Here is a 21,034-nt window from a genome sequence, read left to right as displayed (position 1 = left end):
GACGTCAGCGATTTCCCCACGCGGGTGAGGCGTTCAGCATGCCGGCGTCGTTCTTCCACTTGACTTCCGGTTTGTACGGCTTCGCGGTGTTCAGGATCCAGAGTCTGTTGACCTTGCCGGCCTTGCCGTCGTCCCCGAGGTTGCTCTTGTAGGCGATCTGCGTGCCGTTCGGCGAGAACACCGGGCCCTGGCTGTTCGAAGGGGTGGTGGTGAGGACGGTGACGGCGCCGCCCTTGGCCGGCACCAGGGCGATCTGGCCGTTCCCGTCGACGAGGCGGCGGAAGACGATCTGGGAGCCGTCGGGGGAGTAGTCCGGGTCCGCGTCGTGCGAGCCTTCGTCGGTGATGGGCGTTGGCTGTCCCACCCCATCGGTGGTCTGGGTGTAGAGACGGCCGTCGTTGGCGGTGGCCGAGGTGGAGCCCCAGTAGACGATGGATTTCCCGTCCGGTGCGAACGCCAGGTCGTCGCCCGGGTAAAGACCGTCGGAGATGGGGAGCGTCTTGCTGACCGTCCCCTTCAGATTGACCACCATGAGTGTCCGGAGTCCGAGCTTCCCTTGGCAGGCGATGACCAGTTGCTGGGTGTCGACCGGGTTCCAGGCCGGCCGGCTGATCTGCTGGCAGTCGGCAGGGCGGTTGAACAGGACGCGGTCACCTTTTCCATCCGGCGCGACCACCCTCAGGGTGTTCTGGTTGGCGGCATCGCCCTGCAGGTAGATGACCGATCCCCGCTGCAGCGCGATCAACGGGTTCTGCGCGTGGTCCTTCGGTTCGGTGAAGGGTCCGCCCACCACGCCGGTGTAGGAGTCCACGTAGAACAGCGCGAAAACCGTCTTCCCATTCAGCGTGTACTGCCGCGACACGACGATCGTGCCGTCCGTGATCGGTTCGGACTGCGGGAGGCCGGCGACCGGGACCGCGGTGTTCTCCGTCTGCGGGGCGCTGCTGCTGTTTGCGCCGGACGTTGCCACGCCCGAGGTCGCCGGACCGACCAGTGCGCCACCCGACTTCGCCGGACCCGAGGTCGCCGGACCTGAGTTGGTCGTGCCGCCTTTCGGGGTGGTTGCGGCCGACGTCAGCCCGGTGACGCTGCCGGTGCCGGCGATGCTGGCCTTGCGCTGCACCAGGAAGATCCCGCCGACGATGGCGACGATCAGCACCAGTGCACCGATGGCGAGCGGCAACAGCCGCCGGCGAGACCGCCGCGGGCGAGGGAGTAACTCGGGATGGTCCCGAGCGGTGGCCAGCCCCGGGCCGAGCTGCTCGGCGAGATCCGCGGGCAGGCTTCCGGCCGACGTGTAGCCCTGGGAGGCCCCGTGCTGGGGCCCGCCGTCGAACTGCGACGCCCGCGGGTCGGTGTGCGAAGGCGTCACCGGGAACAGGGCAGTGGAGTGCGGTGGCCGGGACTGCGGTGGCCGGGACTGCGGTGGCCGGGACTGCGGTGGCGGGGACTGCGGTGGCGGGGACTGCGGTGGCCGGGACTGCGGTGGCCGGGACTGCGGACCGGAACGCTCCGGACCCGTCTGCGGCCCCACCGGCCCGGGGCCGCCCTGGGTACCGCCGGTGCCGCCCGGCGTGCCGACGTGCCGGGTCGCGTCAGGGTCAGGGTCGGGGGCGTCGATGCGCTCGGTGCTGGTGGTGCCGGCGGCCACGGTGAGGTCGCCGGTGTCCGACGGCCTGATCTCACCGGTCCCGATGGCCGCCCGGGCCGCGACGGCCAGCTCCTTGCAGGTCTGGTATCGATCTTCGCGGTCCATGGCCAGCGCTTTGGCGACTACCTTGTCGAAGGCCGGCGGCAGGTCGGGGACGAGCTCGGTGGGGATCGGCGGCGGCCGGTGCATCCGGGCGTACACCTTGGCCGCCAACGTCTCCCCGGGATACGGGATCACCCCGGTCAGCAGTTTGTACAGCACGCAGCCGAGCGCGTAGACGTCGCAGCGGCCGTCCAGTTGCTTGCCCTCGATCTGCTCGGGCGCGGCGTAGTCGAGGGTGGCGACCACGCCGCCGGCCTGGGTCAGAGCCGTTGCCTGGGCCTCGATCTCGCCCATCGCCTTGGCGACGCCGAAGTCGGTGAGGAAGACCCGCTCGTGATCGCCGTCGACGTCGTCGGTCAGCAGGATGTTGGCCGGCTTGACGTCCCGGTGGACGATGTTCTGCCGATGCGCGAAATCCAGTGCGGAGGCGACCCTTTCGACGATGTGCACCGCGCGTTCCGGTGGCATCCCGGCGTCGTATTCGGCCAGCGCGCCGGCGGCGGTGTCGCCGTCGATGAACCGCATGCTGATCCACAGCATGCCGTCGTCCGCCCCGCTGTCGTCGATGGCCACGATGTTGGGGTGGTCGAGACGGGCGACGGTGTCCGCCTCCCGGCGGAACCGGCCGACGAAGGAAGGATCGGCGCCGAGGTCGGTACGCAGTAGCTTGAGCGCAACGCGCCGGGGCAGCCGGGGATGCCGCGCGAGGTAGACGACGCCCATGCCGCCCGCGCCCAGTTCGCGCTCGATGGTGAAGCCGGCAAAGATCTCGCCAGGAGCGAGCAACATGCACGGCATTCTGCCAGTCCGGACCGGTGGTGGACCCGTCTTTGTCGGCATTGCTTCCAGGGGCCCGATCCGGCCGCTCGGCACCCCGGGATCTCGCTCGCCCGGAGGGGTGTCGTGGGAGAATGATAGCCGTGATGACATCGGGTGACGGCCAGGACCTGGCGGTCCGGCGGGAGACCATCAAGTCGCTGGTGCTCAAGGACGGGTTCGCCCGGATCGAGGATCTCACCAGGTTGCTCGGGGTCAGCCTGATGACGGTGCACCGCGACCTGGATGCGTTGTCCCACCAGGGTTATCTGACCAAGATCCGCGGTGGTGCGACGGCCAACCCAAACGCGCTGCTGGAGTCGAGGGTCAGCGAGCGGATGGTCGCCATGCGCGCCGAGAAGACCGCGATCGCGGCCCACGCGGCCAAACTGCTGAGCCCGGGGCAGACGGTTTTCCTGGACGACAGCACCACTGCCATGGCCATGGTGCCGCACATCATCGCGTCGGCCCCGATCACGGTGGCGACCAACTTCGTCCCGGTGATCGGCAAGCTGGCCGGGGTGGCCGGCATCGAGCTGATCGTCCTGGGCGGGGTCTACCACTCCGTGCCCGAGGCCTGCTTCGGCAGTCGCACGGTGGAGAGCATCGGGCATCTGCACGCCGACCTGGCGTTGATGTCGACCACCGGCATCAACGGGATCTCCTGCTACCACCGGTCCGAGATCACCGTCACCTCCCGGGAGGCGTTCATGGCGAACTCCACCGTCAAGGTGCTGCTGGTCGACCACGCGAAGTTCGGCCGGCCCGCCACCCACCTGCTGTGCCGCCTGTCGGCCTTCGACCTGGTGATCAGTGACACCGGGATCGACAAGGAGGACGAACTCCTGCTCCGCTCCGAGGGCATCAACCTCGAACTGGCGTCCCCCGCCTCGGCGTAGCCGCCAGGAACAGAGCGACAGGACAGGCGCTCGAGTGAGCGAGGCGCTGAGATCCACGCAGAGGCATTGGACAGCCCCTGCCGGACACATCGGGCACGCCAACGTGCGGGGTGCTCGGCTGCGAGACCGCGCTACTGGCCAGTACGTGCGGATTTGCCCACCGACTATGGCGTACTCATCCGCACGTTCTCGACGATTCTGGTCCGCCGCGCTGACCGACACCGCGAATCGGGACGCTCTCGGCCAGTGCCGCGGTCTCCTAGACGGATGCGACCGGTAGCGCCGAAGGGTTGGCGCAGTGGGCGATGGTGCCGGTACGCAGGAAGAGTGCGACCTGTCCGACGACGGTCTCCGCCGAGTGGTGCGCCACGTGCTGCGAGGCTCCCGCGAGGTGCGGGGTGGCGACCACTCGGGGCATGGCGAGCAACGGGTGGTCGGCCGGCGGGGGTTCGGGGTCGAACACGTCGAGTCCGGCACCGGCCAGGTGCCCGCTGGTGAGCGCCGCCGTCAGGTCGTCGGTGCGGACCAGCTCGCCGCGGGCGTTGTTGATGAAGAACGAACCCGGCTTCATGGCGGCGAAGAACGTCGCATCGGCCATGCCGGTGGTCTCCGGCGTCAGGCGGGCGTGCAGGCTGACGATGTCGGCGGTGGCCAGCAGTTCGTCCAGGGCCACCGACCGCGCGCCGGCCGAGTCGATCTTCGACGCATCGGTGTAGGGGTCGTAGACCAGTACCTTTGCCCCGAAGGCCAGCAGCAGCCGCGTCACGTGCGCACCGATCGCCCCGTAGCCGATCAGACCGACGGCACAGTGGCCGATCTCGGGTCCGGTCAGCGCGTAGCGGTAGTACTTCCCCTCCCACCGACCGTCGGCCAGGCCACGCGACCCGGCGCCGATGTTCCTGGTCACCGCGATCATCAGCCCGACGGCGAACTCGGCTGCGGCAGAGAGGTTCCGGCCCGGCAGGAAGGCCACCGGGACACCGGCCTCCGTCGCAGCTGCGATGTCGATGTTGACCGGTCCACCGCGGGTGGAACCCACGACGCGGAGCTTCCCCGCCGACTCGAACACCGCGGCGGTGATCGGCGCAAGATGGGTGACGATGACGTCGACATCCGCTGCCAGGACGGCGATCTCGGCTGGGTCGCCAGCTGCTTCCCGTACCCCGTCGACGTCACCCATCGGCTCGTCCGGCCACCGGCTGACGTGGGTGATCAGTTCCAGCGGTCCGAACTCGGCGAGCTGCTGCCGGCACTGGTCGGCGAGATCGTCGGCGGTGATGAAACTGTCGCCGGCACACAGAATGCGTAAGCTCACGTACTTCTCTCTTCTCGGCCGGCGCGCAGCGTCTTCAGCGGATGCGCAATTCGGTGTCGTCGTCGAACAGGTACACGCGTGCGGGTGCGGCGGTGAACCGGATGGTGTCGCCCGGCCGGTAGTCCACGTCCGGTGGGAGCTGCGCCACCACCGGGCCCTCGAGTCCCTTGACGGCCAACGTGATCAGGGTGAATTCGAGCAGGTTCTCGATCACCAGGGCCTCGCCGATCAGGGCCGGCCCGGTCTCGCCGGCCACGGCGCAGTCGGCGGGGCGGACCCCCACCGACACCGTTGACCCGTCCGGCGCCGAGACCGCGGCGGTGACGAGCACACTGTCCGCACCGAGGCGGACGGCGACCTCGTCACCGGACCGCTGCACCACCCCGGCCAGCATGTTGATCTTCGGTTCGCCGACGAAGTCGGCCACGAACTTGTTCGCTGGGTCGTCGAAGACCTCCTCAGGGGTGCCCAGCTGACGGATGATGCCCTGGTCCATCACCGCGAGCCGATCGGCCAGCGACAGCGCCTCGAGCTGATCATGCGTGACGACGATGGTGGTGTAACCGAACTCGCGCTGCAGCACCTTGAGCTCGCGCCGCACCCGCTGCCGTGCGGAAGCGTCGAGGTGCGACAGCGGCTCGTCCAGCACCAGGACCTTCGGGTTCCGGATCAACGCACGGGCCAGTGCCACCCGCTGCTTCTGCCCGGACGACAGCGACGCCGGGCGCAGCGTCAGCAGGTCGCTCATCTCCAACCGGTCAGCCAGGTTGGTGACGAGCTGGTCGGCATTCGGCACCTTCCGTGCCTTCAGCCCGTAGGCCAGGTTCTCTCGGATGTTCAGCGGCGGGTAGAGGGCGTAGGACTCGAAACCAACGCCCACGTTGCGCTTCCCGGGGGCCAGATCCTTGATCGACGTCTCGCCGATCCGGATGTCGCCGCCGGTCACCGTCTCGAGCCCGGCAATCATCCGCAGGGTCGTGGTCTTGCCGCAGCCCGACGGGCCGAGCAGCGCGATCAGCTCACCGGGCTGGATCTCCATGTCGATACCCTTGACCGCTGCGAACGACGGGCGACCGCGGGTGATGTAGGTCTTCTGCAGGTTGTCGAGGGTCAGGCTGTTGGCCACCTGGCCGCCGCCCGCGGGGGTATGGCCGCGTCGGCGCGAGATGCTCTTGCTGACCACGGTTTCGGACATGCTCAGACTCCAGACTTCGAAATGGTGACGGTCTGCCGGTTGCCGGGCGCGTGGTGGACGGCACCGCTGATGCGGCGGGTGTCGACGCTGGGGTCGTCGGTGCCCTCGAAGAGGTGAACCCCCGTCAGCGGGATGGACAGGCTGACCGCGCTGCCCTCCTCGAGGGCCTCGCTGCCGTCCGCCACCACGATGACGTCGGTGTCGCCGACCTTCACCGAGAGTTCGATCTGCCGGCCGAGCCGTTCGGCGAGATCGATGGTCCCGCTGCAGCTCAGCACCGAGGCAGACCCCTCGACGGCCTGGTGACCGGCGTGCAGATCGCCCGGTCGCATCCCGATCCGGACCCTGCGCGCGCCGCCGAGATCGGTGGTCACCGGGAAGCGGATCGCGCCCTGCAGGGCCACCACATGTCCGTCGATCACCTCGGCGTCGAAGAGGTTCATCTCCGGCTGACCCAGCGCCCTGGCGACGAAGGTGTCGAGCGGTCGCAGCCAGATGTCCGCCGGCGTGCCGACCTGGACCATCTCGCCCGCCCGCAGGACGCCGATCCGATCACCGAGGGACAGCGCCTCCTGGTAGTCGTGGGTGACGTAGACCGTGGTGGTGTTCGACATCTGGCCGAGGCGCTTGAGTTCGGCGCGCATCGACGCCCGCAGTTTGGCGTCCAGGTGCGAGAGCGGCTCGTCGAGCAGGTACACGTCGGCGGGCCGGACCAGGACCCGACCCAGTGCGACGCGCTGGCGCTGGCCGTTGGACAGCTCCCGAGGGAGGCGCTGCTGGAGGTGGTTGATGCCGAGGGTGGTCGTCACCGTGTCGATGCGTTCCTGCTGCGCCGCAGCGGAGAACGATCCGGACCGTCCGGAACGCAAGGGGGAGGCGAGGTTCTCGAAAACCGTCTTCTGCGGGTACAGCGCGTAGGACTCGAAGGCCATCGCGACATTCCGGTGGTACGGCTCGACTCCCGTCATGTCGACACCGGCGATCTTCACCACGCCGGCATCGATCTCCTGCAGGCCGGCGATCGACTTGAGCGTCGTCGTCTTGCCCGCGCCGGACGGGCCGAGCATGCAGAAGAACTCGCCGTCCCCGATGTCGAGATCGATGTCGCGCAGCGCCATCTTCTTGCCGTAGGTCTTGCTCAGCCCCTGCACCGTCAAGGTCGCCATTACGCTTTCACCGCTCCGAAGGACAGGCCCCGCACCAGGTATCGCTGGATGCACAGGGCGAGGATGAGTGGGGGCAGTGCGCCGATCAGGGCCGCCGCGGCGGCGTGGTTGTAGAAGACCTGGCCGCCACCGCCCTGGTACGTGCCGATGGCCACCGTCACCGTCTTGATCTTGGAATTGGCCAGGACCAGCGGGAAGACGTAGGAATTCCACGCGAAGATGAACGACAGCAGTGCTCCGGCGGCGATGCCGGGCCGGACCAGCGGCAGCGCGACCCGGATGAAGGCCTGCGTCCGGGTGTAGCCGTCCAGCAGGGCCGCCTGCTCGAGATCGGCGGGCAGGTCCTGGAAGTAGGAGCGCAGGATCCAGACCACCAGCGGCATCGTCACCAGCTGCAGCACCCAGATCAGCCCGAGCCTGGTGTCCAGCAGCCCGAGAGACTTGTAGATCAGGAACAGCGGCAGCAGCACCATCAGCTCCGGAGCGAACCGGAACGAGAGCATCTGGAACATCAGGTCGTCGCTGCCCTTGTACTTCCAGCGGCCGGCCGCGTAGGCGGCCGGGATGCCGATGACGAGCGAGACCAGCACGGCGCCGATCGACGTGATCAGCGATTCGATGAGACCGCTGCGGAGGTTGGCGCCGGTGTCGCCGCCGAGGACGTAGGAGAAATTCTCCAGCGTCGGGCTGAAGCTGAAGAAGGTGACCTGCTGGTCGGCAGTCGATTTCAGCGACAGCAGGATCATCCAGAGGATGGGGAACAGCGAGAAGGCGAACCAGGCGACTGTCAGCAGCTCACCGCCGATCACCCCGGGCGTGATTCTCTTCTGCCCGGGCATCAATTCTCTGCGGGCCATTTCTCTACTCCTCTGCCCCGGCGGCGCGCGCCTGGGCCTTGCCAAGGACGCCGACCAGGAGACGTGCGGTGATGAAGACGAGGACCCAGAGGATGAACATGTAGGTGGTACCCCTGGAGTACTGCTGGGCCTTGATCAGGTCGTTGAACGCGTTGATCTGCAGGGTGGTGGTGGCGACGCCGGGGCCGCCACCGGTGAGCACGTACGGGATGTCGAAGATCTTCAGGCAGTCCATGAAGCGGAAGATGACCGCCACCAGGATGTACGGCCAGATCAACGGCAGCATCAGTCGCCGGAACATGTAGATCGGACCGGCGTCGTCGACGGCCGAGGCCTCGAACGGTTCCTTCGGCAGGGATCTGATCCCGGCGAGCACCAGGATGGCGACGAACGGTGTGTAGATCCAGATGTCGACCAGCACCGCGGAGTAGAGCGCGCTGCTGTCGGAGAGCCAGTTGAAGTTCCCCAGCCCGAGAACGTGGTTCAGGACGCCGAAGTCGGCGTTGAACATGAACTTCCAGACGGTGGCGGCGATGGCCGGAGCGATCATCAGCGGGAGGATCAGCACCTTCTCGAAGATGCGCCCGATCAGGGTGGACCTGTTGAGCAGCAGGGCCACTCCGACTCCCAGCACCGTCTCGATGACGGTGGCCAGGACCGCGTACTGGATGGTGATCCAGGTGGCGTGGCCGATGAACACCGACGAGTCGGGGTTGAGCACTCTGGCGAAGTTCTTGAAACCCACCCAGGGCGGGTTCTTGAGCGTGGTGGCCGTCGAACCCTGGAAGGTGAGGATGATGCCCTTGATGAACGGGACCAGGATCCCGATGATCAGCAGGACCGCCGGCACCGACAGCAGGTAGGGCCGGGCGCTGCGGCGGGTCTTGGAGACGACGGGTGGAGCCGACCGGGTCTTCGGCGCCGGCGGCGTCTTCGGCAGTGCCGGCTCCTGCGTGATCGAGGACATGAGATCAACTCCGTTTCGAGGAATGACGCCGGCGCCGCAAGGAGCGTGGTGCCAGTTGGACTCGCGGCAGGGCGATGTCGTGGCCGGTCCACCCCGATCAGGGCGGGCCGACCACGACGGTTGCTCAGTTGTTGTTCAGCGCGTCCGCGTTGGCCTTGGCCAGTGCATCGAGCGAGGTCTTGGCGTCCGCACCGCCGTAGATGTCCTGCAGCGCACCGGCCCAGGCCTCGGTGGTGTCGAAGAACTGGGTCTGCGGGGTGAACTGGATCTTGGTGGATCCGATCACCTTCTCGAAGGTCTCCAGGTACCCGGGGTAGGAGGAACCGATGACCGTCTTGAAGGCCCCGTCGAATACGGTCTTGCGGACCGGATCGGCGAAGCTGCCGGACGCGGCGGCCTTGCTGAGCACCTCGGAGCTGGTGGCCCACTGGATGAACAGCCAGGCGGCGAGCTTGTTGTCGTCCTTGGCCGCCTTGTTCATGGCCAGCGACCAGGTCCAGAGGTTGGTGCCGTAGCTGCCGTCCGGACCGGCCGGTCCGGCGTCCCAGCCCAGCTTGCCGGCGACCTTGGTGCCCTTGAACTTCGGGTACGTCGCGGAGTCGGCGTCGTAGACCATCATGGCCTTGCCGTCGGCGAGATCCTGGGTGCAGTTGGGGTATTCGTACGCCGTCCAGCCCGACGGGCCCGCCGTCTTCGCCAGGTCGGCCCACTTCTTGGTGAACGCGACCGCCTTGTCCGAGTTCATCGTCGCGGTGTACTGACCGTCGGCGAAGGAGTAGTCCTTGCCGCCCTCGCGGGTGAACTGGGTCATGAAACCGGGGTGGATGGTGGCCCACGACTTCGACCCTCGGAAGGCGACACCGTAGGTACCGGCGGACTTGTCGGTCAGATCGGTGGCCAGCTGGATGAAGTTGTCGAAGGTGGTGGCCGGCTTGATGCCCTTCTTGTCGAAGACCTCCTTGTTGTAGGCCACGACGTTGGTCTCGAAGCCCCACGGGATGGCCCACTGACCGCCGCTCCCCAGCGCCGACCCCTTCTTGAAGTCCCAGCGGGTGGACGTGCGCAGACCTTCGAAGATGTCCTCGAAGTTGTAGTCCGGCGACGTCTTGGACGAGTCGGTGATGTAGGGCGCCAGGTCCTCCATCCATCCGGGAGGACCGTACTGCCAGATGAAGTAGGCGCCCGTCATGAAGACGTCGTAGGTCGAGGAACTGCCGGAGAGCTCGGAGGTGAGCTTGGTGAAGTAGTCACCCTCGGGGATGTCGTCGAAGGCGATGTTGATGCCGGTCTTGGCGGTGAAATCCTTGAACAGCCCGGCACTGTCGAACGCCGAGACGTACGGGTGAGGGGTCCGCAGCATGCGCAGCGTCTTGCCCTTCGCCTGCATCCAGTCGAAGGCCTTGCCGCCGCTCACGGAGGAGCCGGCGATCGCGCTGGCCGCCGTCGTCGCAGCTGACGTAGTCGTACCGACCCCGGACGCGGCGGCGGTCGAACTGCCGCCACAGGCGGCCAGGAGTGGAGCGGTGGCCAGGGCGGCGCCACCGATACCCATGGCGCGGAGCAGGTTTCGGCGGGATAGCCGGGTACCCGACGGCGTGACGGCGGGGGGTGGGTTGACCGTGGGGTCACTCATGGAAGGTCCTCCGGGTGGATGGTGGATGCAGGGGCGGTGCAGGGGCTGGCGGTGCAGTGGCAGGGCGGGTTCCGGGCGGTGCTCAGGACCGGACGAGTGCGGTCTCCAGTGGCACGTTGAACGACAGGAGTGCACATCCTGTGTCCGCCGTGCCGCCGAGGCGGATGCAGGTGAGAGCGCCGTTGTCCAAGCGGGGCAACGACTGTCGGTAGTGGGAGAGCGGTATGCCGAGCAGGGAGCAGAGGGCAAGTCGGATCAGGGTGTTGTGGGCGACGACGAGTACGGATTCGCCGGCGTGCCGGGCAGCGATCGCGCGGAGCGCCGAGACCCCCCGCGCCGCCGCCTCGGGCGGCGCCTCGGCCTGCGGGAAGGACCCGGCGATCGGATCCGACTCGAACCGGGCGGCGGCCGTCGGATGCAGGCCGCGCATCTCGTGGATCGTCAGTCCCTCGGCGATGCCGAAGTGGACCTCCCGGAGATCGTTTTCGACGGTCGGGGCCATGCCCAGTGCCGATGCCACCGGTGCAGCGGTTTCCAGCGCCCGCCGGACGGGGGAGCTGTAGAAGGCGTCGAGCCGATGAGTACCGGCCCAGTGGGCCAGGGTGTCCGCCTGCTCCCGGCCGACGTCGGTCAAATCGACGTCACTGGTGCCGGCGTAACGGTTCTCGGCGTGCCACACTGTCTGGCCGTGCCGGGACAACCACAGCGTCGCAGGCAGTGCGACCGGTGGGTGCAGCTGGTCGGACGCGTGCCCGGATGACGGCTCGGAGCCGACAGGACCGGCTCCGTTCCGAGCCGGGTAGTGCTCTTGCGCCACGTGATCCACCTCACCGTTGGGATGCTGGCGTTCATATAACAACGGCGACGTTAAAACCGCAACCCCCTCGGCCAAAGAAGTGAGAACTCTGCGTTCAGCGGCTAGATCGGCCGGTGGATGAGCGGAGTTCCGAATGGCGCTTCAGCAATGATCCACGGGAGACGCGTTCTTGATCTGCATGAACTCCTCGCTTGTGTCTCAGGTCACCTCCTGTTAGATTCCCTGGGATTGATAACAGGAGGGCCGGGATACTTGTGTCCCCGCACCCGCACCAGACATGAGGTCGTCGATGACATCACTCCGCCCGGGCACCTCCACGGGGCCGCACCCGGACATGCCGACCGGGCAGGGCCGCCTGAACCTGGACCAGCGCGCCGCCGATCTCGGCCGGGCGACCCAGGAGACCGCCGACGTGCTGGTGATCGGGGCCGGCGTCACCGGTGCCGGATGCGCGTTGGATGCAGCCACCCGCGGGCTCTCCGTCGTGGTGATCGAGGCCGACGACATCGCGATCGGGACGTCCTCCCGCTCCGGCAAGACCTTCCACGGCGGGCTCCGGTATCTGGAGCAGCTGAACTTCGGACTGGTCCACCACGCCATCGTCGAGCGCGATCTGATGGTCCGCACGGTCGCGCCGTACATCTCCCGACCGGTGCCCTTCCTCTACCCGCTGACCAAGCACTGGGAGCGGCCCTACGCCGGGGCCGGGATCCTGATCTACGACCTGTTCGGCCTGCGGGGCAAGGCCGTCCCGAAGCAGCGGCACTTCACCCGGCGCGGAGCCGTGAAGCAGGCGCCGTCGCTGGACGGGAGCACCGTGACCGGTGGTATCCGGTACTACGACGTGCTGATGGACGATGCCCGCCACACCATGGCCGTGCTGCGGACCGCCGCCTCCTACGGCGCCAAGGTGGTGACGAAGGCTCCGGTCGTCGACTACCTGCGCGACGGCGAGCGGATCACGGGGGTGGTCGTCGAGGACCGGTTGACCGATGCCCGCCATGAACTGCGCGCGAAGGTGGTGATCAATGCCGCGGGGATCTGGTCCAGCGATCTGCAGAAGTTGGCCGGTGCCAACACCTTCACGGTGGCTCCGGCCAAGGGGGTGCACCTGCTGCTGCGTGGTGACGCGATCGACGCGCAGACCGCCATCCTCGCGAGGGCGACGGATTCGATCATCATCGCCCGCCCGTGGCTGGGCCACTGGCTGGTCGGCACCACCGACACCCCCTGGGACGGCACCAAGGGCGAGCCGGTGGCCGAGGTGGAGGACATCGAGTACCTGCTCCGCGAGCTGAACGTCTATCTGAAGAAGAAGGTCACCGCGGACGACGTGCTCGGGGTCTTCGCCGGGTTGCGGCCGTTGCTGAAGCCCATCGACAAGGACGGCGAGACCACCTCGGCGCTCTCGCGCGACCACTCGATCATCCCGGGCCCCGACGGGCTGGTGACCATCGTCGGCGGCAAGTACACGACGTACCGGTTGATGGCACAGGACACCATCGATGCCGCGGTGAAATCGGCCGGGCTGAAGGGCGTTCCCCCGTCGCCGACCGCGCGGACCCCGTTGGTCGGCGCAGCCGGATATGCCGCCCTGGTCAACAGGTTTCCCCTGTTGGCACGCGAGTTCGACCTGCCCCTCGCTCAGATCGAACGCTTGGCCTTCCGCTACGGCAGCCTCCTCGAGGATGTCCTGGCACTCGGCGCGTCCGACAGTTCGCTGCGCACCCCGAGGGCCGATTGGGGCGGCTACCTGCCGGCGGAGCTGATCTACGCGGTGACGGCGGAGGGGGCGCTGACGCTGAAGGACGTGCTGGTGCGACGCACCCACCTGGCCATCGAACTGCCCGACGGCGGTCTGGCCGCCGCCGGCGAGATCGCCGCGCTGCTGGCACCCGTCATCGGGTGGGACGAGGCGACGACGGCCACCCAGGTGGAGGACTACCTGTCCGAGGTCGAGTCCGACCGCGCGGCGCTGGAGAAGCTGCGTGCCGGGGTCAAGGGTGAGCGGAAGCCCTACAGCCCAGCGGATTCGGACAGTTCGGCGCCGAACCCCGGCCCGACGTCATGATGGTCGGCGACGCGACGGCGGGCGGTGACCTGCCGGACAGTGACGTGCCGGCGGGCGGTGACGAGGCCGACGCTGGGCCGGTGCGATTCGGCGGGGTGATCTTCGACCTGGACGGCGTCGTCGCCGATACCGAGCACCTCTGGGACGCGTCGTGGGCGGCGTGTTCCGTCGCCGCCGGCCAGCCGTGGGGCCACGCCGATTCCGAGACGCTGCTGGGGTTGTCGGTGCCGGAGTGGTCGGCCGAGCTGGCCAGGCGCAATGGTGACCACAGCCCGGAAGGGGCAATCCGGGCCGCGAAGTTCTGCATCGACTACATCCTCTCCGCGATCGACGACGGCCGTGGCGAACTGATGGACGGCGGACGTGAACTCGTCGAGTACGCCGCAGCCCGTGGACCCATCGCCCTTGCCACCTCGTCCGCCCGGCCGATCATCGACCACCTGTTGACCAGAAACGGGTTGGCCGGGATGTTCTCGGCCACGGTGTCCAGCGCCGAGGTCCCCCGCGGGAAGCCCAGTCCGGACGTCTACCAGGAGGCGGCCCGTCGTTCCGGTCTGGACACCGGCCCGGCCATCGGCATCGAGGACTCCTCCAACGGGATCCGGTCCGCCCACGCGGCCGGGCTGTACGTCATCGCCATCCCCAATCGGCAGTTTCCGCCCGCGGCGGACGTACTGGCCCTGGCCGACCACGTCGCACCAGATCATGCCGCAGCGCTGGCGCAGTTGAAGGTACTGCTGCCCGATACGGTGTCGCAGTAGCCGGCGTTCCACCTCAGCGAAAGTTCCGCACCAGAGAGGGATGTGAGCATCGTGGCCCACGTGTACAACGATCCGGCCGACTTCAAGGACGAGGCGACGGCCGGATTCGTGGCTGCCTATGCCCGGTACGTCGAGAAGGTCGACGGGGCCTCGGCTGTCATGCGCCGGGGTGGCCCGCGACCCGGCAAGGTCAGCGTGGTGATCGGCGGCGGGAGCGGCCACTACCCGGCCTTCTGCGGGGTGGTCGGGCGTGGCCTGGCCGACGGCGCGGTGATCGGTGACATCTTCACCTCCCCCTCCAACGAGCAGGCCTATCGCACCGGCCTGGCCCTGGACGGGGGCGCCGGCGTGCTCTTCAGCTTCGGCAACTACGCCGGCGACGTGATGAACTTCGGTACCGCTCAGGAACGACTGCGCGCGGACGGGATCGACTGCCGCACCGTCCTCGTCACCGATGACGTGGCGTCGGCAGATCGCGACCACGTGTCGAGCCGCCGCGGTGTGGTCGGAGACTTCGTGGTGTTCAAGATCGCCGGGGCCGCCGCGGACCGCGGTGACTCGCTCGACCGCGTCGAGGAACTCGCCCGGAAGGCCAACGCCCGCACCGTGAGCTTCGGAGTTGCGTTCGACGGGTGCACCTTCCCGGGCAGGGACGCCCCGCTGTTCCACGTCGAGAAGGGTTCCATGGACGTGGGTCTTGGCATCCACGGCGAGCCCGGGATCCGGACGGTGCCCTGGATGCCGGCACACGAGTTGGCCCACGTCCTGCTGGAGCCGTTGCTGGCGGAACGGCCCGACCGGCCGGACGGGCCTCACCGGCCGGACGGGCCGGACAGTCCGACCAAGGTCGCGGTGATCCTCAACGGGTTGGGAGCGACCAAGTACGAGGAACTCTTCGTGCTGTGGAAGACCCTCTCCGGGATGTTCTCCGCCGTCGGCCTCGAACCGGTGCTGCCGGAGGTCGGCGAGATCGTCACCAGCCTGGACATGGCGGGGTGCTCGCTGACCATCACCTGGCTCGACGACGAGCTCGAAGAACTGTGGTGCGCGCCGGCGGACACCCCGGCCTTCCGCCGTGGTGCGGTGGCGGATCTGCCGCAGTTCGAGGTCGGCAGCAGTCGGTCGACGGCGACCGCCACCACGTCCAGGGCCGCCGCGGCAGTGCCCGCGTCGGCGCAGTCGCAGGAGGCCGCCGTCCTGGTGCGGGCGGCCATCGCGACCATGCTGGACGTCGTCGTCCGGAACGAGGACGAACTGGGTCGGATCGATGCCATCGCCGGTGACGGCGACCACGGCGTCGGCATGGTGCGTGGTCTGCGAGCCGCCAACGAGGCCGCCCGTCAGGCCGAGAGCGTTGGGGTGGCCGGTGTTCTCACTGCCGCCGGAGCGGCCTGGGCCGACCGCGCGGGCGGGTCGTCCGGCGTGCTCTGGGGTGCCATCCTCACCGCCTTCGGCGCGCAACTGGGCGATCAGGACCGTCCCGACGCCGCCCGGGTGGCCCAGGCCGTCGCCGCCGGGGCCGACGCCCTCACCCGGCTCGGACAGTGCCAGGTGGGCGACAAGACGATGTACGACGCGCTGCGGCCGTTCGCCGACGCGCTGAGTGAGCGGGTCGCCGGCGGTGATCGGCTCACCCCGGCCTGGGCCTTCGCGGCACAGGTGGCCACCGATCGTGCCGGGGCCACCGCCGCACTGGTTCCGAGACTGGGCCGGGCGAGACCGTTGGCCGAGCGCAGCGTCGGAACCCCCGACGCCGGCGCGACCTCGATGGCCATGCTGCTCACGGCCGTCGGCGCACTGCTGGCCGAGAAGACCCTCCAGGAAAGGTGATGACAACCATGGGGAGCTACCGCGTACTCGTCGGCAGCGACAACGCCGGCGCCGACTACAAGAAGGCCATTCTCGCCGATCTCGAGGCCGACCCCCGGGTCGGCGCGGTGACCGACGTCAGCGTCGCGTCCGGGCTGGCTGACGGCTGCTCCTATGGAGAGGTCGGGATCGCCGCCGGGCGGGCGATCATGGCGGGGGAGGCCGACCGCGCCGTGCTGATCTGCGGAACCGGTATCGGCATGGCGATCTCGGCCAACAAGGTGCCGGGCATCCGCGCCACCACCGCCCACGACTGCTTCAGCGTCGAGCGCTCGATCCTCTCCAACGACTGCCAGGTCCTGACGCTCGGCCAGCGGGTCATCGGTCTCGAACTGGCCCGCCGGCTCGTCGGCGAGTGGTTCGGCTACGTCTTCGACCCCTCCTCGCACTCGGCCGCCAACGTCGAGGTCATCACCGTGTACGAGGCCCGCGCAGATTCCACGCCCCGGTGACATCCACATCGATGACGCACCAACGGGTCTGGATCGGGGTCGACGTCGGAACGTCGATGGCCAAGGCCGCCGCGTTCGACGTGTCGGGTGAACTGCTGGCCGTCGCCTCCCGGCCGGTCCCGTTGAGCCATCCCGGCCAGGCCAGGGTCGAACAGGACCCGGAGGTCATCGTCGGGAGCGTGCAGGCCGTCCTCGCCGAAGTCTGCGCTGCCGTCGGCAACCACCGACCCGAACTGGTCGCCCTCACCGGCCAGGGCGACGGGTGTTGGCTGTTCGACGCCTCCGGTGTGCCGGTGCGGACGGCCATCTCGTGGATGGACGGTCGCGCCGCGTCGATCCTGGCGGAGTGGGAGGAGAACGGCACCAGCGACGCGATGTTCGCCGAGAACGGGAACATCATGTTCCCGGGAGCGCCCGCCCCGATCCTGGCCTGGCTGGACCGCAACGAACCCGAGGTGCTGGATCGGGCGGCGACGGCCGGCTACATCAAAGACTTGCTGTTGCAACGGTTCACCGGTGTCCGTGCGACCGATGCGACCGACGCCTCGCTGCCGTTCGGATCGCTGACGGCGGGCGAGGACTACTCGGCGGAGGTGCTCCGGCTCACCGGGCTGACCCATCGCGCGGGCCTCCTCGCACCCATCCAACTGCCTCTTCCGTCGGGCACGCTGACGGTCGGCGGCGCCGGTGCCACCACGCTGGTCCCTGGGACCCCGATCCTGGCCGCTCCGTACGACATCCCGGCCTGTGTCATCGGTTCCGGGATGCTCGAACCGGGTGACGGTCTGCTGATCGCCGGCACCACGTTGGCCTGCTCGGTGCTGACCGACGAGGTGGATCTCTCCGGTCCGAAGGCCGGCATGACGATCACCATGCCGCAGCCGGACCGGTGGCTCCGCGTGATGGCCGCCATGGTCGGAACAGCCAGCCTGGACTGGGCTCTCAAGATTCTGGACGTGCCGTTCTCCTCGCTCAACGCGTTGCTGGAGGACACCGCGCCCGGGTCCAACGGGGTCGAGGTGTTGCCGTTCCTGGCCCCGTCCGGCGAGCGCGCGCCGTTCGTCGACCCCGCGGCACGGGCGCAGTTCACCGGGCTGAGCCTGACCTCGACCCGTGGCGACATGATCAGGGCGCTCTGCGAGGGCCTGGCCTACAGTGCCCGGAGTTGTTTCGAGGCAGCAGGTCTCACCGGCGACGTGTACATCTGCGGTGGGGGCAGCCGGTCGATTGCGTGGATGCAGATCTTCGCGTCGGTGCTCGGCCGACCCGTGTTCCTGGCCAAGGAAGGCGAGGTGGGTGCTCGCGGTGCCATCCTGGCCGCCGCGGAGGCGATCGGGGCGCCGCTGGACGCCGAAATCTGGACCGGCCCCCATCGCGTGGTGGAACCGGACGCGACGGCCGTCAAGCTGTACGCAGCGGGCTACGACCGGTTCGGCCGGCACCTGAGCGCCGCGAAGGCGCTCTGGATGCGCTGATGGCGGTGCCGGTGTGGGTGGGAATCGATGTCGGAACCACGGGGGCGAAAGTCGTGGTCACCGGGCTCGATGGGCAGGCGCTCTGGTCGGGTTCCGACCGCTACCCCAGAATCGTTGCGCCACAGGGTGATGTGGCCGGGATGGAGCAGGACGCGTCACTCTGGTGGTCGGCGGTCGCCGGTCTGCTGCGATCGATGCCGCCGGATCTGGCGGTCCGGGCGGTTGCGGCGACGAGCCAGGCCCCGTCCCTCGTCCTGGTCGACGCGGCCGGGAGGGCCATCGGTCCGGCCCTGCTCTGGGCCGACCGTCGCGCCCAGGCCGAGGCGATCGAGATCGACGCGCTGCTGACGGCCGTGCACCCCGACGACCCCCTGGCGACACCGGCCGATTCGTACTTCGGCACGGCCAAACTGCTGTGGTGGGCCAGGTATCGGCCCGCGTTGCTCGAGGCCGCTACCGGCGTTCTGGCCACCAACGGCTACGTCGTCCGGCAACTCACCGGCGTCGGCAGCCTGGATCTGTCCACTGCCACCATGTTGCAGGGCCATGGTTCGCAGGGGTTCTCGCCCGTTCTCTCGGCTGCGGGCGTACCGACCGGTCTGCTGCCCCCGGTGAGCCCGTGCACAACCCTCGTCGGTGAGGTCACGGCGCAAGCTGCTGCGTTGACCGGTCTTCCGGTCGGGACGCCCGTCGCGGCCGGGGCCATCGATGCGGTGGGGACCGCCCTCGAGGCCGGAGTGCTGGAGCCGGGTGATCCGTTCGCCGAGATGACGGGCTTCTCCACCGTCGGGATGGTCGCTGTCCCGGCCGGTACCCCCGCCCAGGGCTTCATCCGGTGCCGGCACTGCTTCGTCGACACGGATCTGGTGATCAGCGCACAGGTGACCAGTGGCGCCGTGCTGGACTGGATCGTGGCGTTGACCGGTGGCGACCGAACCGTTCTCGACCCGCCGGCACTGCTGGCCCGGCAGCGCCCGGCCGGCGTACGCATGGTGCCGAGCCTGGCCGGGGAACGTACCCCGACCTGGAATGCCTCGGCCCGGGGCGAATTCTCCGGGCTGGCGCTCGACACCGACGCCGTCGACCTGGTACTGGCGGCGATGGAGGGAACCGCGATGGCGTTGGCGGTGGACCTGGATGGGCTGGCCGCCAACGGCCTGGACATCCCGCTGATCCGCAGTACCGGCGGTGGCTCGGTGAACGGGGCGTGGCTGCAGATCAAGGCCGACACCACCGGGCGGCCGGTGGAACGGCCCGTCTCCGGATCCGGCGCCGCCCAGGGCGCGGCGTATCTCGCCGGCCTCGCCGTCGGTGATCTGGAGGGTGCCGACCAGGTCCGGGAGTTCAGCGCCGCGGTGTCCGGCCGGTACCTGCCCGACCCGGTCAGGGCCGCCGCCTACCGTGAGCGGCGCGCGGCCGGTGCCCAGATGCCGGCTCCCGCTCCGCCTTCAGACACCAGCATCCGCGAGGTCGCCCGATGAGCGCGTCGGCACGATCGGACGGTCCCGTCACCCTCGGCATCGACCTCGGCACCCAGGGGGTCAGGGCCGTCGTGATCGACGCCGACGGCGAGATTCTCGGCAGTGGCGCGTGTCCGCTGCGCAGCGACCATCGCGACGGAGTTCGTCACGAGCAGGACCCGCAGGAGTGGTGGTCCGCCCTCTGCCAGGCGACCAGGACGGCGACGTCCGTCCTCGGGGGTCGACCCTTGGCCGGGCTGGCCATCGATTCCACCTCCGGGACCATCCTGGTCGAAGGTGCGGACCTGCAGCCGCGGACTGCCGGCTTGATGTACGACGACAGTCGGGCGTCGTCCCAGGCGGATCGTGCGGCCGAGGCAGGCGCTGCGGTGTGGGCCGCCTTCGGCGTGACGATGCAGCGGAGCTGGGCGCTGCCGAGGGCGTTGTGGCTGCTGGAGAACGCGGCGTTGCAGCCGGGTGACCGGATCGTCCACCAGGGTGATCACATGGTCTCCCGGCTGACCGGGACGGCCACCCCGACCGATTCCAGCCAGGCACTCAAGACCGGCCTCGATCTCCTGACGTTGCAGTGGCCCACCGCGGTCTTCGACCGGATCGGTCTCGACCCCGCGCTGCTACCCGCTGCCGTCCTCCCAGGGACGCTGCTCGGCACGGTCAGCCGGGTGGCCGCGGAGATGACCGGGATCGCTGCGGGAACGTCGGTCCGGGCTGGGATGACGGACGGCTGCGCCGCCCAGATCGCCTCGGGCGCAATGGAACCCGGTCGCTGGAGTACGGCCCTGGGCACGACCATGATCTTCAAGGGCGCGACCGCGGACCCGCTGATCGACCCGACGGGCGCGGTCTACGGGCACCGCAGCCCGGACGGCGGCTGGCTGCCCGGCGGCGCATCCAGCGTCGGCGCCGGGCTGATCTCGCGGGACTTCGCCGGCGCGGATCTGGCGGCACTCACGCTGCTCGCCGCCGGACTCGAGCCGGTCGGCGGGGTCACCTACCCACTGGCCGGGGCGGGGGAGCGGTTCCCGTTCGTCGAACCACGGGCGGTCGGCTTCTCGGTGGGGGTTCCGGAGGTTCCCGGCGCCGATTTTGCGGCTGTGCTGCAGGGGGTGGCCTTCGTAGAACGACTCGCCTACCGCAAGTTGGCGGCCCTGGGCGCCGAGATCAGCGGCCCCATCAGCTTTTCCGGTGGAGCCACGGCCAATCACTACTGGAACCAACTCCGATCCGACATCCTGGGCCGCCCGGCGGTGGTACCGATCTCGGCAGAGGCGGCCGTGGGCATGGCCATCCTGGCGGCGGCCGAGCCCGGGCAGGTCGGGGCGACGGCAGCGCGGATGGTCCGGATCGCCCACCACTACGAGCCGGACCTGAGCCGGGGAGCACGTTTCGCGGAGGCCTACCAGCGGTTCGTGACCGCACTGGTCGATCGAGGCTGGCTCGGGGCGGACGCCGGTTGATCTCGGTGGATCGGGCGGGTGACGATCGGCCGCGCGTGATATCCATGATC

General features: G+C 68.9%; 16 protein-coding genes. 8 read left to right on the top strand and 8 right to left on the bottom strand.

The annotated features are described in order from the left end of the window. Positions 1 to 4: 4 nt before the first annotated feature. Positions 5 to 2,542, bottom strand: coding sequence for a protein kinase domain-containing protein (locus tag ABIB25_RS16075; protein WP_354529477.1), 2,538 nt, complete (start codon positions 2,540 to 2,542; stop codon positions 5 to 7). Positions 2,543 to 2,676: 134 nt separating this feature from the next. Between ABIB25_RS16075 and ABIB25_RS16070 the strand changes: the two genes are divergently transcribed. Continuing rightward, complete coding sequence (locus tag ABIB25_RS16070) at positions 2,677 to 3,468, top strand: DeoR/GlpR family DNA-binding transcription regulator (RefSeq protein ID WP_354529476.1); 792 nt, start codon at positions 2,677 to 2,679, stop codon at positions 3,466 to 3,468. A gap of 259 nt (positions 3,469 to 3,727) precedes the next feature. Here ABIB25_RS16070 and ABIB25_RS16065 read toward each other — a convergent pair whose 3' ends face one another. The 7 genes from ABIB25_RS16065 to ABIB25_RS16035 all read right to left on the bottom strand — a co-directional run bounded on the left by ABIB25_RS16065 (position 3,728) and on the right by ABIB25_RS16035 (position 11,319). Then, a complete protein-coding gene (locus ABIB25_RS16065; RefSeq protein ID WP_354529475.1) occupies positions 3,728 to 4,783 on the bottom strand; it encodes a 2-hydroxyacid dehydrogenase in 1,056 nt (351 codons plus the stop codon). A gap of 34 nt (positions 4,784 to 4,817) precedes the next feature. Then, a complete protein-coding gene (locus ABIB25_RS16060; RefSeq protein ID WP_354529474.1) occupies positions 4,818 to 5,978 on the bottom strand; it encodes an ABC transporter ATP-binding protein in 1,161 nt (386 codons plus the stop codon). A 2-nt stretch (positions 5,979 to 5,980) separates the two neighbouring features. After that, positions 5,981 to 7,144, bottom strand: a complete 1,164-nt coding sequence (locus ABIB25_RS16055) for an ABC transporter ATP-binding protein (RefSeq protein ID WP_354529473.1) — start codon at positions 7,142 to 7,144, stop codon at positions 5,981 to 5,983. Continuing rightward, on the bottom strand, positions 7,144 to 8,001 hold the full coding sequence (locus ABIB25_RS16050) for a carbohydrate ABC transporter permease (protein ID WP_354529472.1): 858 nt from the start codon (positions 7,999 to 8,001) through the stop codon (positions 7,144 to 7,146). Before ABIB25_RS16050 ends, ABIB25_RS16055 begins: the two co-directional genes overlap by 1 nt. Positions 8,002 to 8,005: 4 nt before the next feature. Continuing rightward, complete coding sequence (locus ABIB25_RS16045) at positions 8,006 to 8,968, bottom strand: carbohydrate ABC transporter permease (protein WP_354529471.1); 963 nt, start codon at positions 8,966 to 8,968, stop codon at positions 8,006 to 8,008. Positions 8,969 to 9,092: 124 nt separating this feature from the next. Next, entirely contained in the window at positions 9,093 to 10,601 is a 1,509-nt protein-coding gene (locus tag ABIB25_RS16040; RefSeq protein WP_502919825.1) for an extracellular solute-binding protein, read from the bottom strand. Between the two features lie 82 nt (positions 10,602 to 10,683). Beyond that, positions 10,684 to 11,319, bottom strand: coding sequence for a histidine phosphatase family protein (locus ABIB25_RS16035; RefSeq protein ID WP_354529565.1), 636 nt, complete (start codon positions 11,317 to 11,319; stop codon positions 10,684 to 10,686). Between the two features lie 388 nt (positions 11,320 to 11,707). Between ABIB25_RS16035 and ABIB25_RS16030 the strand changes: the two genes are divergently transcribed. Genes ABIB25_RS16030 through ABIB25_RS16000 form a run of 7 tightly spaced genes read left to right on the top strand, consistent with a single transcriptional unit; the run spans position 11,708 to position 20,984 of the window. Further along, positions 11,708 to 13,489: a glycerol-3-phosphate dehydrogenase/oxidase gene (locus tag ABIB25_RS16030; protein ID WP_354529470.1), complete on the top strand. Its 1,782-nt coding sequence runs from the start codon at positions 11,708 to 11,710 to the stop codon at positions 13,487 to 13,489. Then, positions 13,486 to 14,250 (top strand): HAD family hydrolase, encoded by a 765-nt coding sequence (locus ABIB25_RS16025; protein WP_354529469.1) that lies wholly within the window; start codon positions 13,486 to 13,488, stop codon positions 14,248 to 14,250. Before ABIB25_RS16030 ends, ABIB25_RS16025 begins: the two co-directional genes overlap by 4 nt. Before the next feature lie 51 nt (positions 14,251 to 14,301). Beyond that, a complete protein-coding gene (locus tag ABIB25_RS16020; RefSeq protein ID WP_354529564.1) occupies positions 14,302 to 16,080 on the top strand; it encodes a dihydroxyacetone kinase family protein in 1,779 nt (592 codons plus the stop codon). After that, positions 16,080 to 16,571 carry an RpiB/LacA/LacB family sugar-phosphate isomerase gene (locus ABIB25_RS16015; RefSeq protein ID WP_354529468.1) on the top strand — a complete coding sequence of 164 codons (492 nt, stop codon included), beginning with the start codon at positions 16,080 to 16,082 and terminating at the stop codon, positions 16,569 to 16,571. The genes ABIB25_RS16020 and ABIB25_RS16015 overlap by 1 nt, the downstream gene beginning before the upstream one ends. Continuing rightward, a complete protein-coding gene (locus tag ABIB25_RS16010) occupies positions 16,568 to 18,046 on the top strand; it encodes an FGGY family carbohydrate kinase (RefSeq protein ID WP_354529467.1) in 1,479 nt (492 codons plus the stop codon). The genes ABIB25_RS16015 and ABIB25_RS16010 overlap by 4 nt, the downstream gene beginning before the upstream one ends. Continuing rightward, positions 18,046 to 19,527, top strand: a complete 1,482-nt coding sequence (locus tag ABIB25_RS16005; protein ID WP_354529466.1) for a xylulokinase — start codon at positions 18,046 to 18,048, stop codon at positions 19,525 to 19,527. Before ABIB25_RS16010 ends, ABIB25_RS16005 begins: the two co-directional genes overlap by 1 nt. Continuing rightward, positions 19,524 to 20,984 (top strand): FGGY-family carbohydrate kinase, encoded by a 1,461-nt coding sequence (locus ABIB25_RS16000; RefSeq protein WP_354529465.1) that lies wholly within the window; start codon positions 19,524 to 19,526, stop codon positions 20,982 to 20,984. The genes ABIB25_RS16005 and ABIB25_RS16000 overlap by 4 nt, the downstream gene beginning before the upstream one ends. The last annotated feature ends 50 nt before the right edge of the window (positions 20,985 to 21,034 follow it).

This window comes from Nakamurella sp. UYEF19 (assembly GCF_040546275.1).
GTDB lineage: Bacteria > Actinomycetota > Actinomycetes > Mycobacteriales > Nakamurellaceae > Nakamurella.
Note: the sequence above shows the minus strand (reverse complement) of the source record. Positions and strands in the feature narration are given on the sequence as shown.

Coding starts and splice junctions, on each gene's coding strand:
- ABIB25_RS16075 (WP_354529477.1), bottom strand. CDS start 2,542: ATGTTGCTCGCTCCTGGCGAGATCTTTGCCGGCTTCACCATCGAGCGC.
- ABIB25_RS16070 (WP_354529476.1), top strand. CDS start 2,677: ATGACATCGGGTGACGGCCAGGACCTGGCGGTCCGGCGGGAGACCATC.
- ABIB25_RS16060 (WP_354529474.1), bottom strand. CDS start 5,978: ATGTCCGAAACCGTGGTCAGCAAGAGCATCTCGCGCCGACGCGGCCAT.
- ABIB25_RS16055 (WP_354529473.1), bottom strand. CDS start 7,144: ATGGCGACCTTGACGGTGCAGGGGCTGAGCAAGACCTACGGCAAGAAG.
- ABIB25_RS16050 (WP_354529472.1), bottom strand. CDS start 8,001: ATGGCCCGCAGAGAATTGATGCCCGGGCAGAAGAGAATCACGCCCGGG.
- ABIB25_RS16045 (WP_354529471.1), bottom strand. CDS start 8,968: ATGTCCTCGATCACGCAGGAGCCGGCACTGCCGAAGACGCCGCCGGCG.
- ABIB25_RS16040 (WP_502919825.1), bottom strand. CDS start 10,601: ATGAGTGACCCCACGGTCAACCCACCCCCCGCCGTCACGCCGTCGGGT.
- ABIB25_RS16030 (WP_354529470.1), top strand. CDS start 11,708: ATGACATCACTCCGCCCGGGCACCTCCACGGGGCCGCACCCGGACATG.
- ABIB25_RS16025 (WP_354529469.1), top strand. CDS start 13,486: ATGATGGTCGGCGACGCGACGGCGGGCGGTGACCTGCCGGACAGTGAC.
- ABIB25_RS16015 (WP_354529468.1), top strand. CDS start 16,080: ATGACAACCATGGGGAGCTACCGCGTACTCGTCGGCAGCGACAACGCC.
- ABIB25_RS16005 (WP_354529466.1), top strand. CDS start 18,046: ATGGCGGTGCCGGTGTGGGTGGGAATCGATGTCGGAACCACGGGGGCG.
- ABIB25_RS16000 (WP_354529465.1), top strand. CDS start 19,524: ATGAGCGCGTCGGCACGATCGGACGGTCCCGTCACCCTCGGCATCGAC.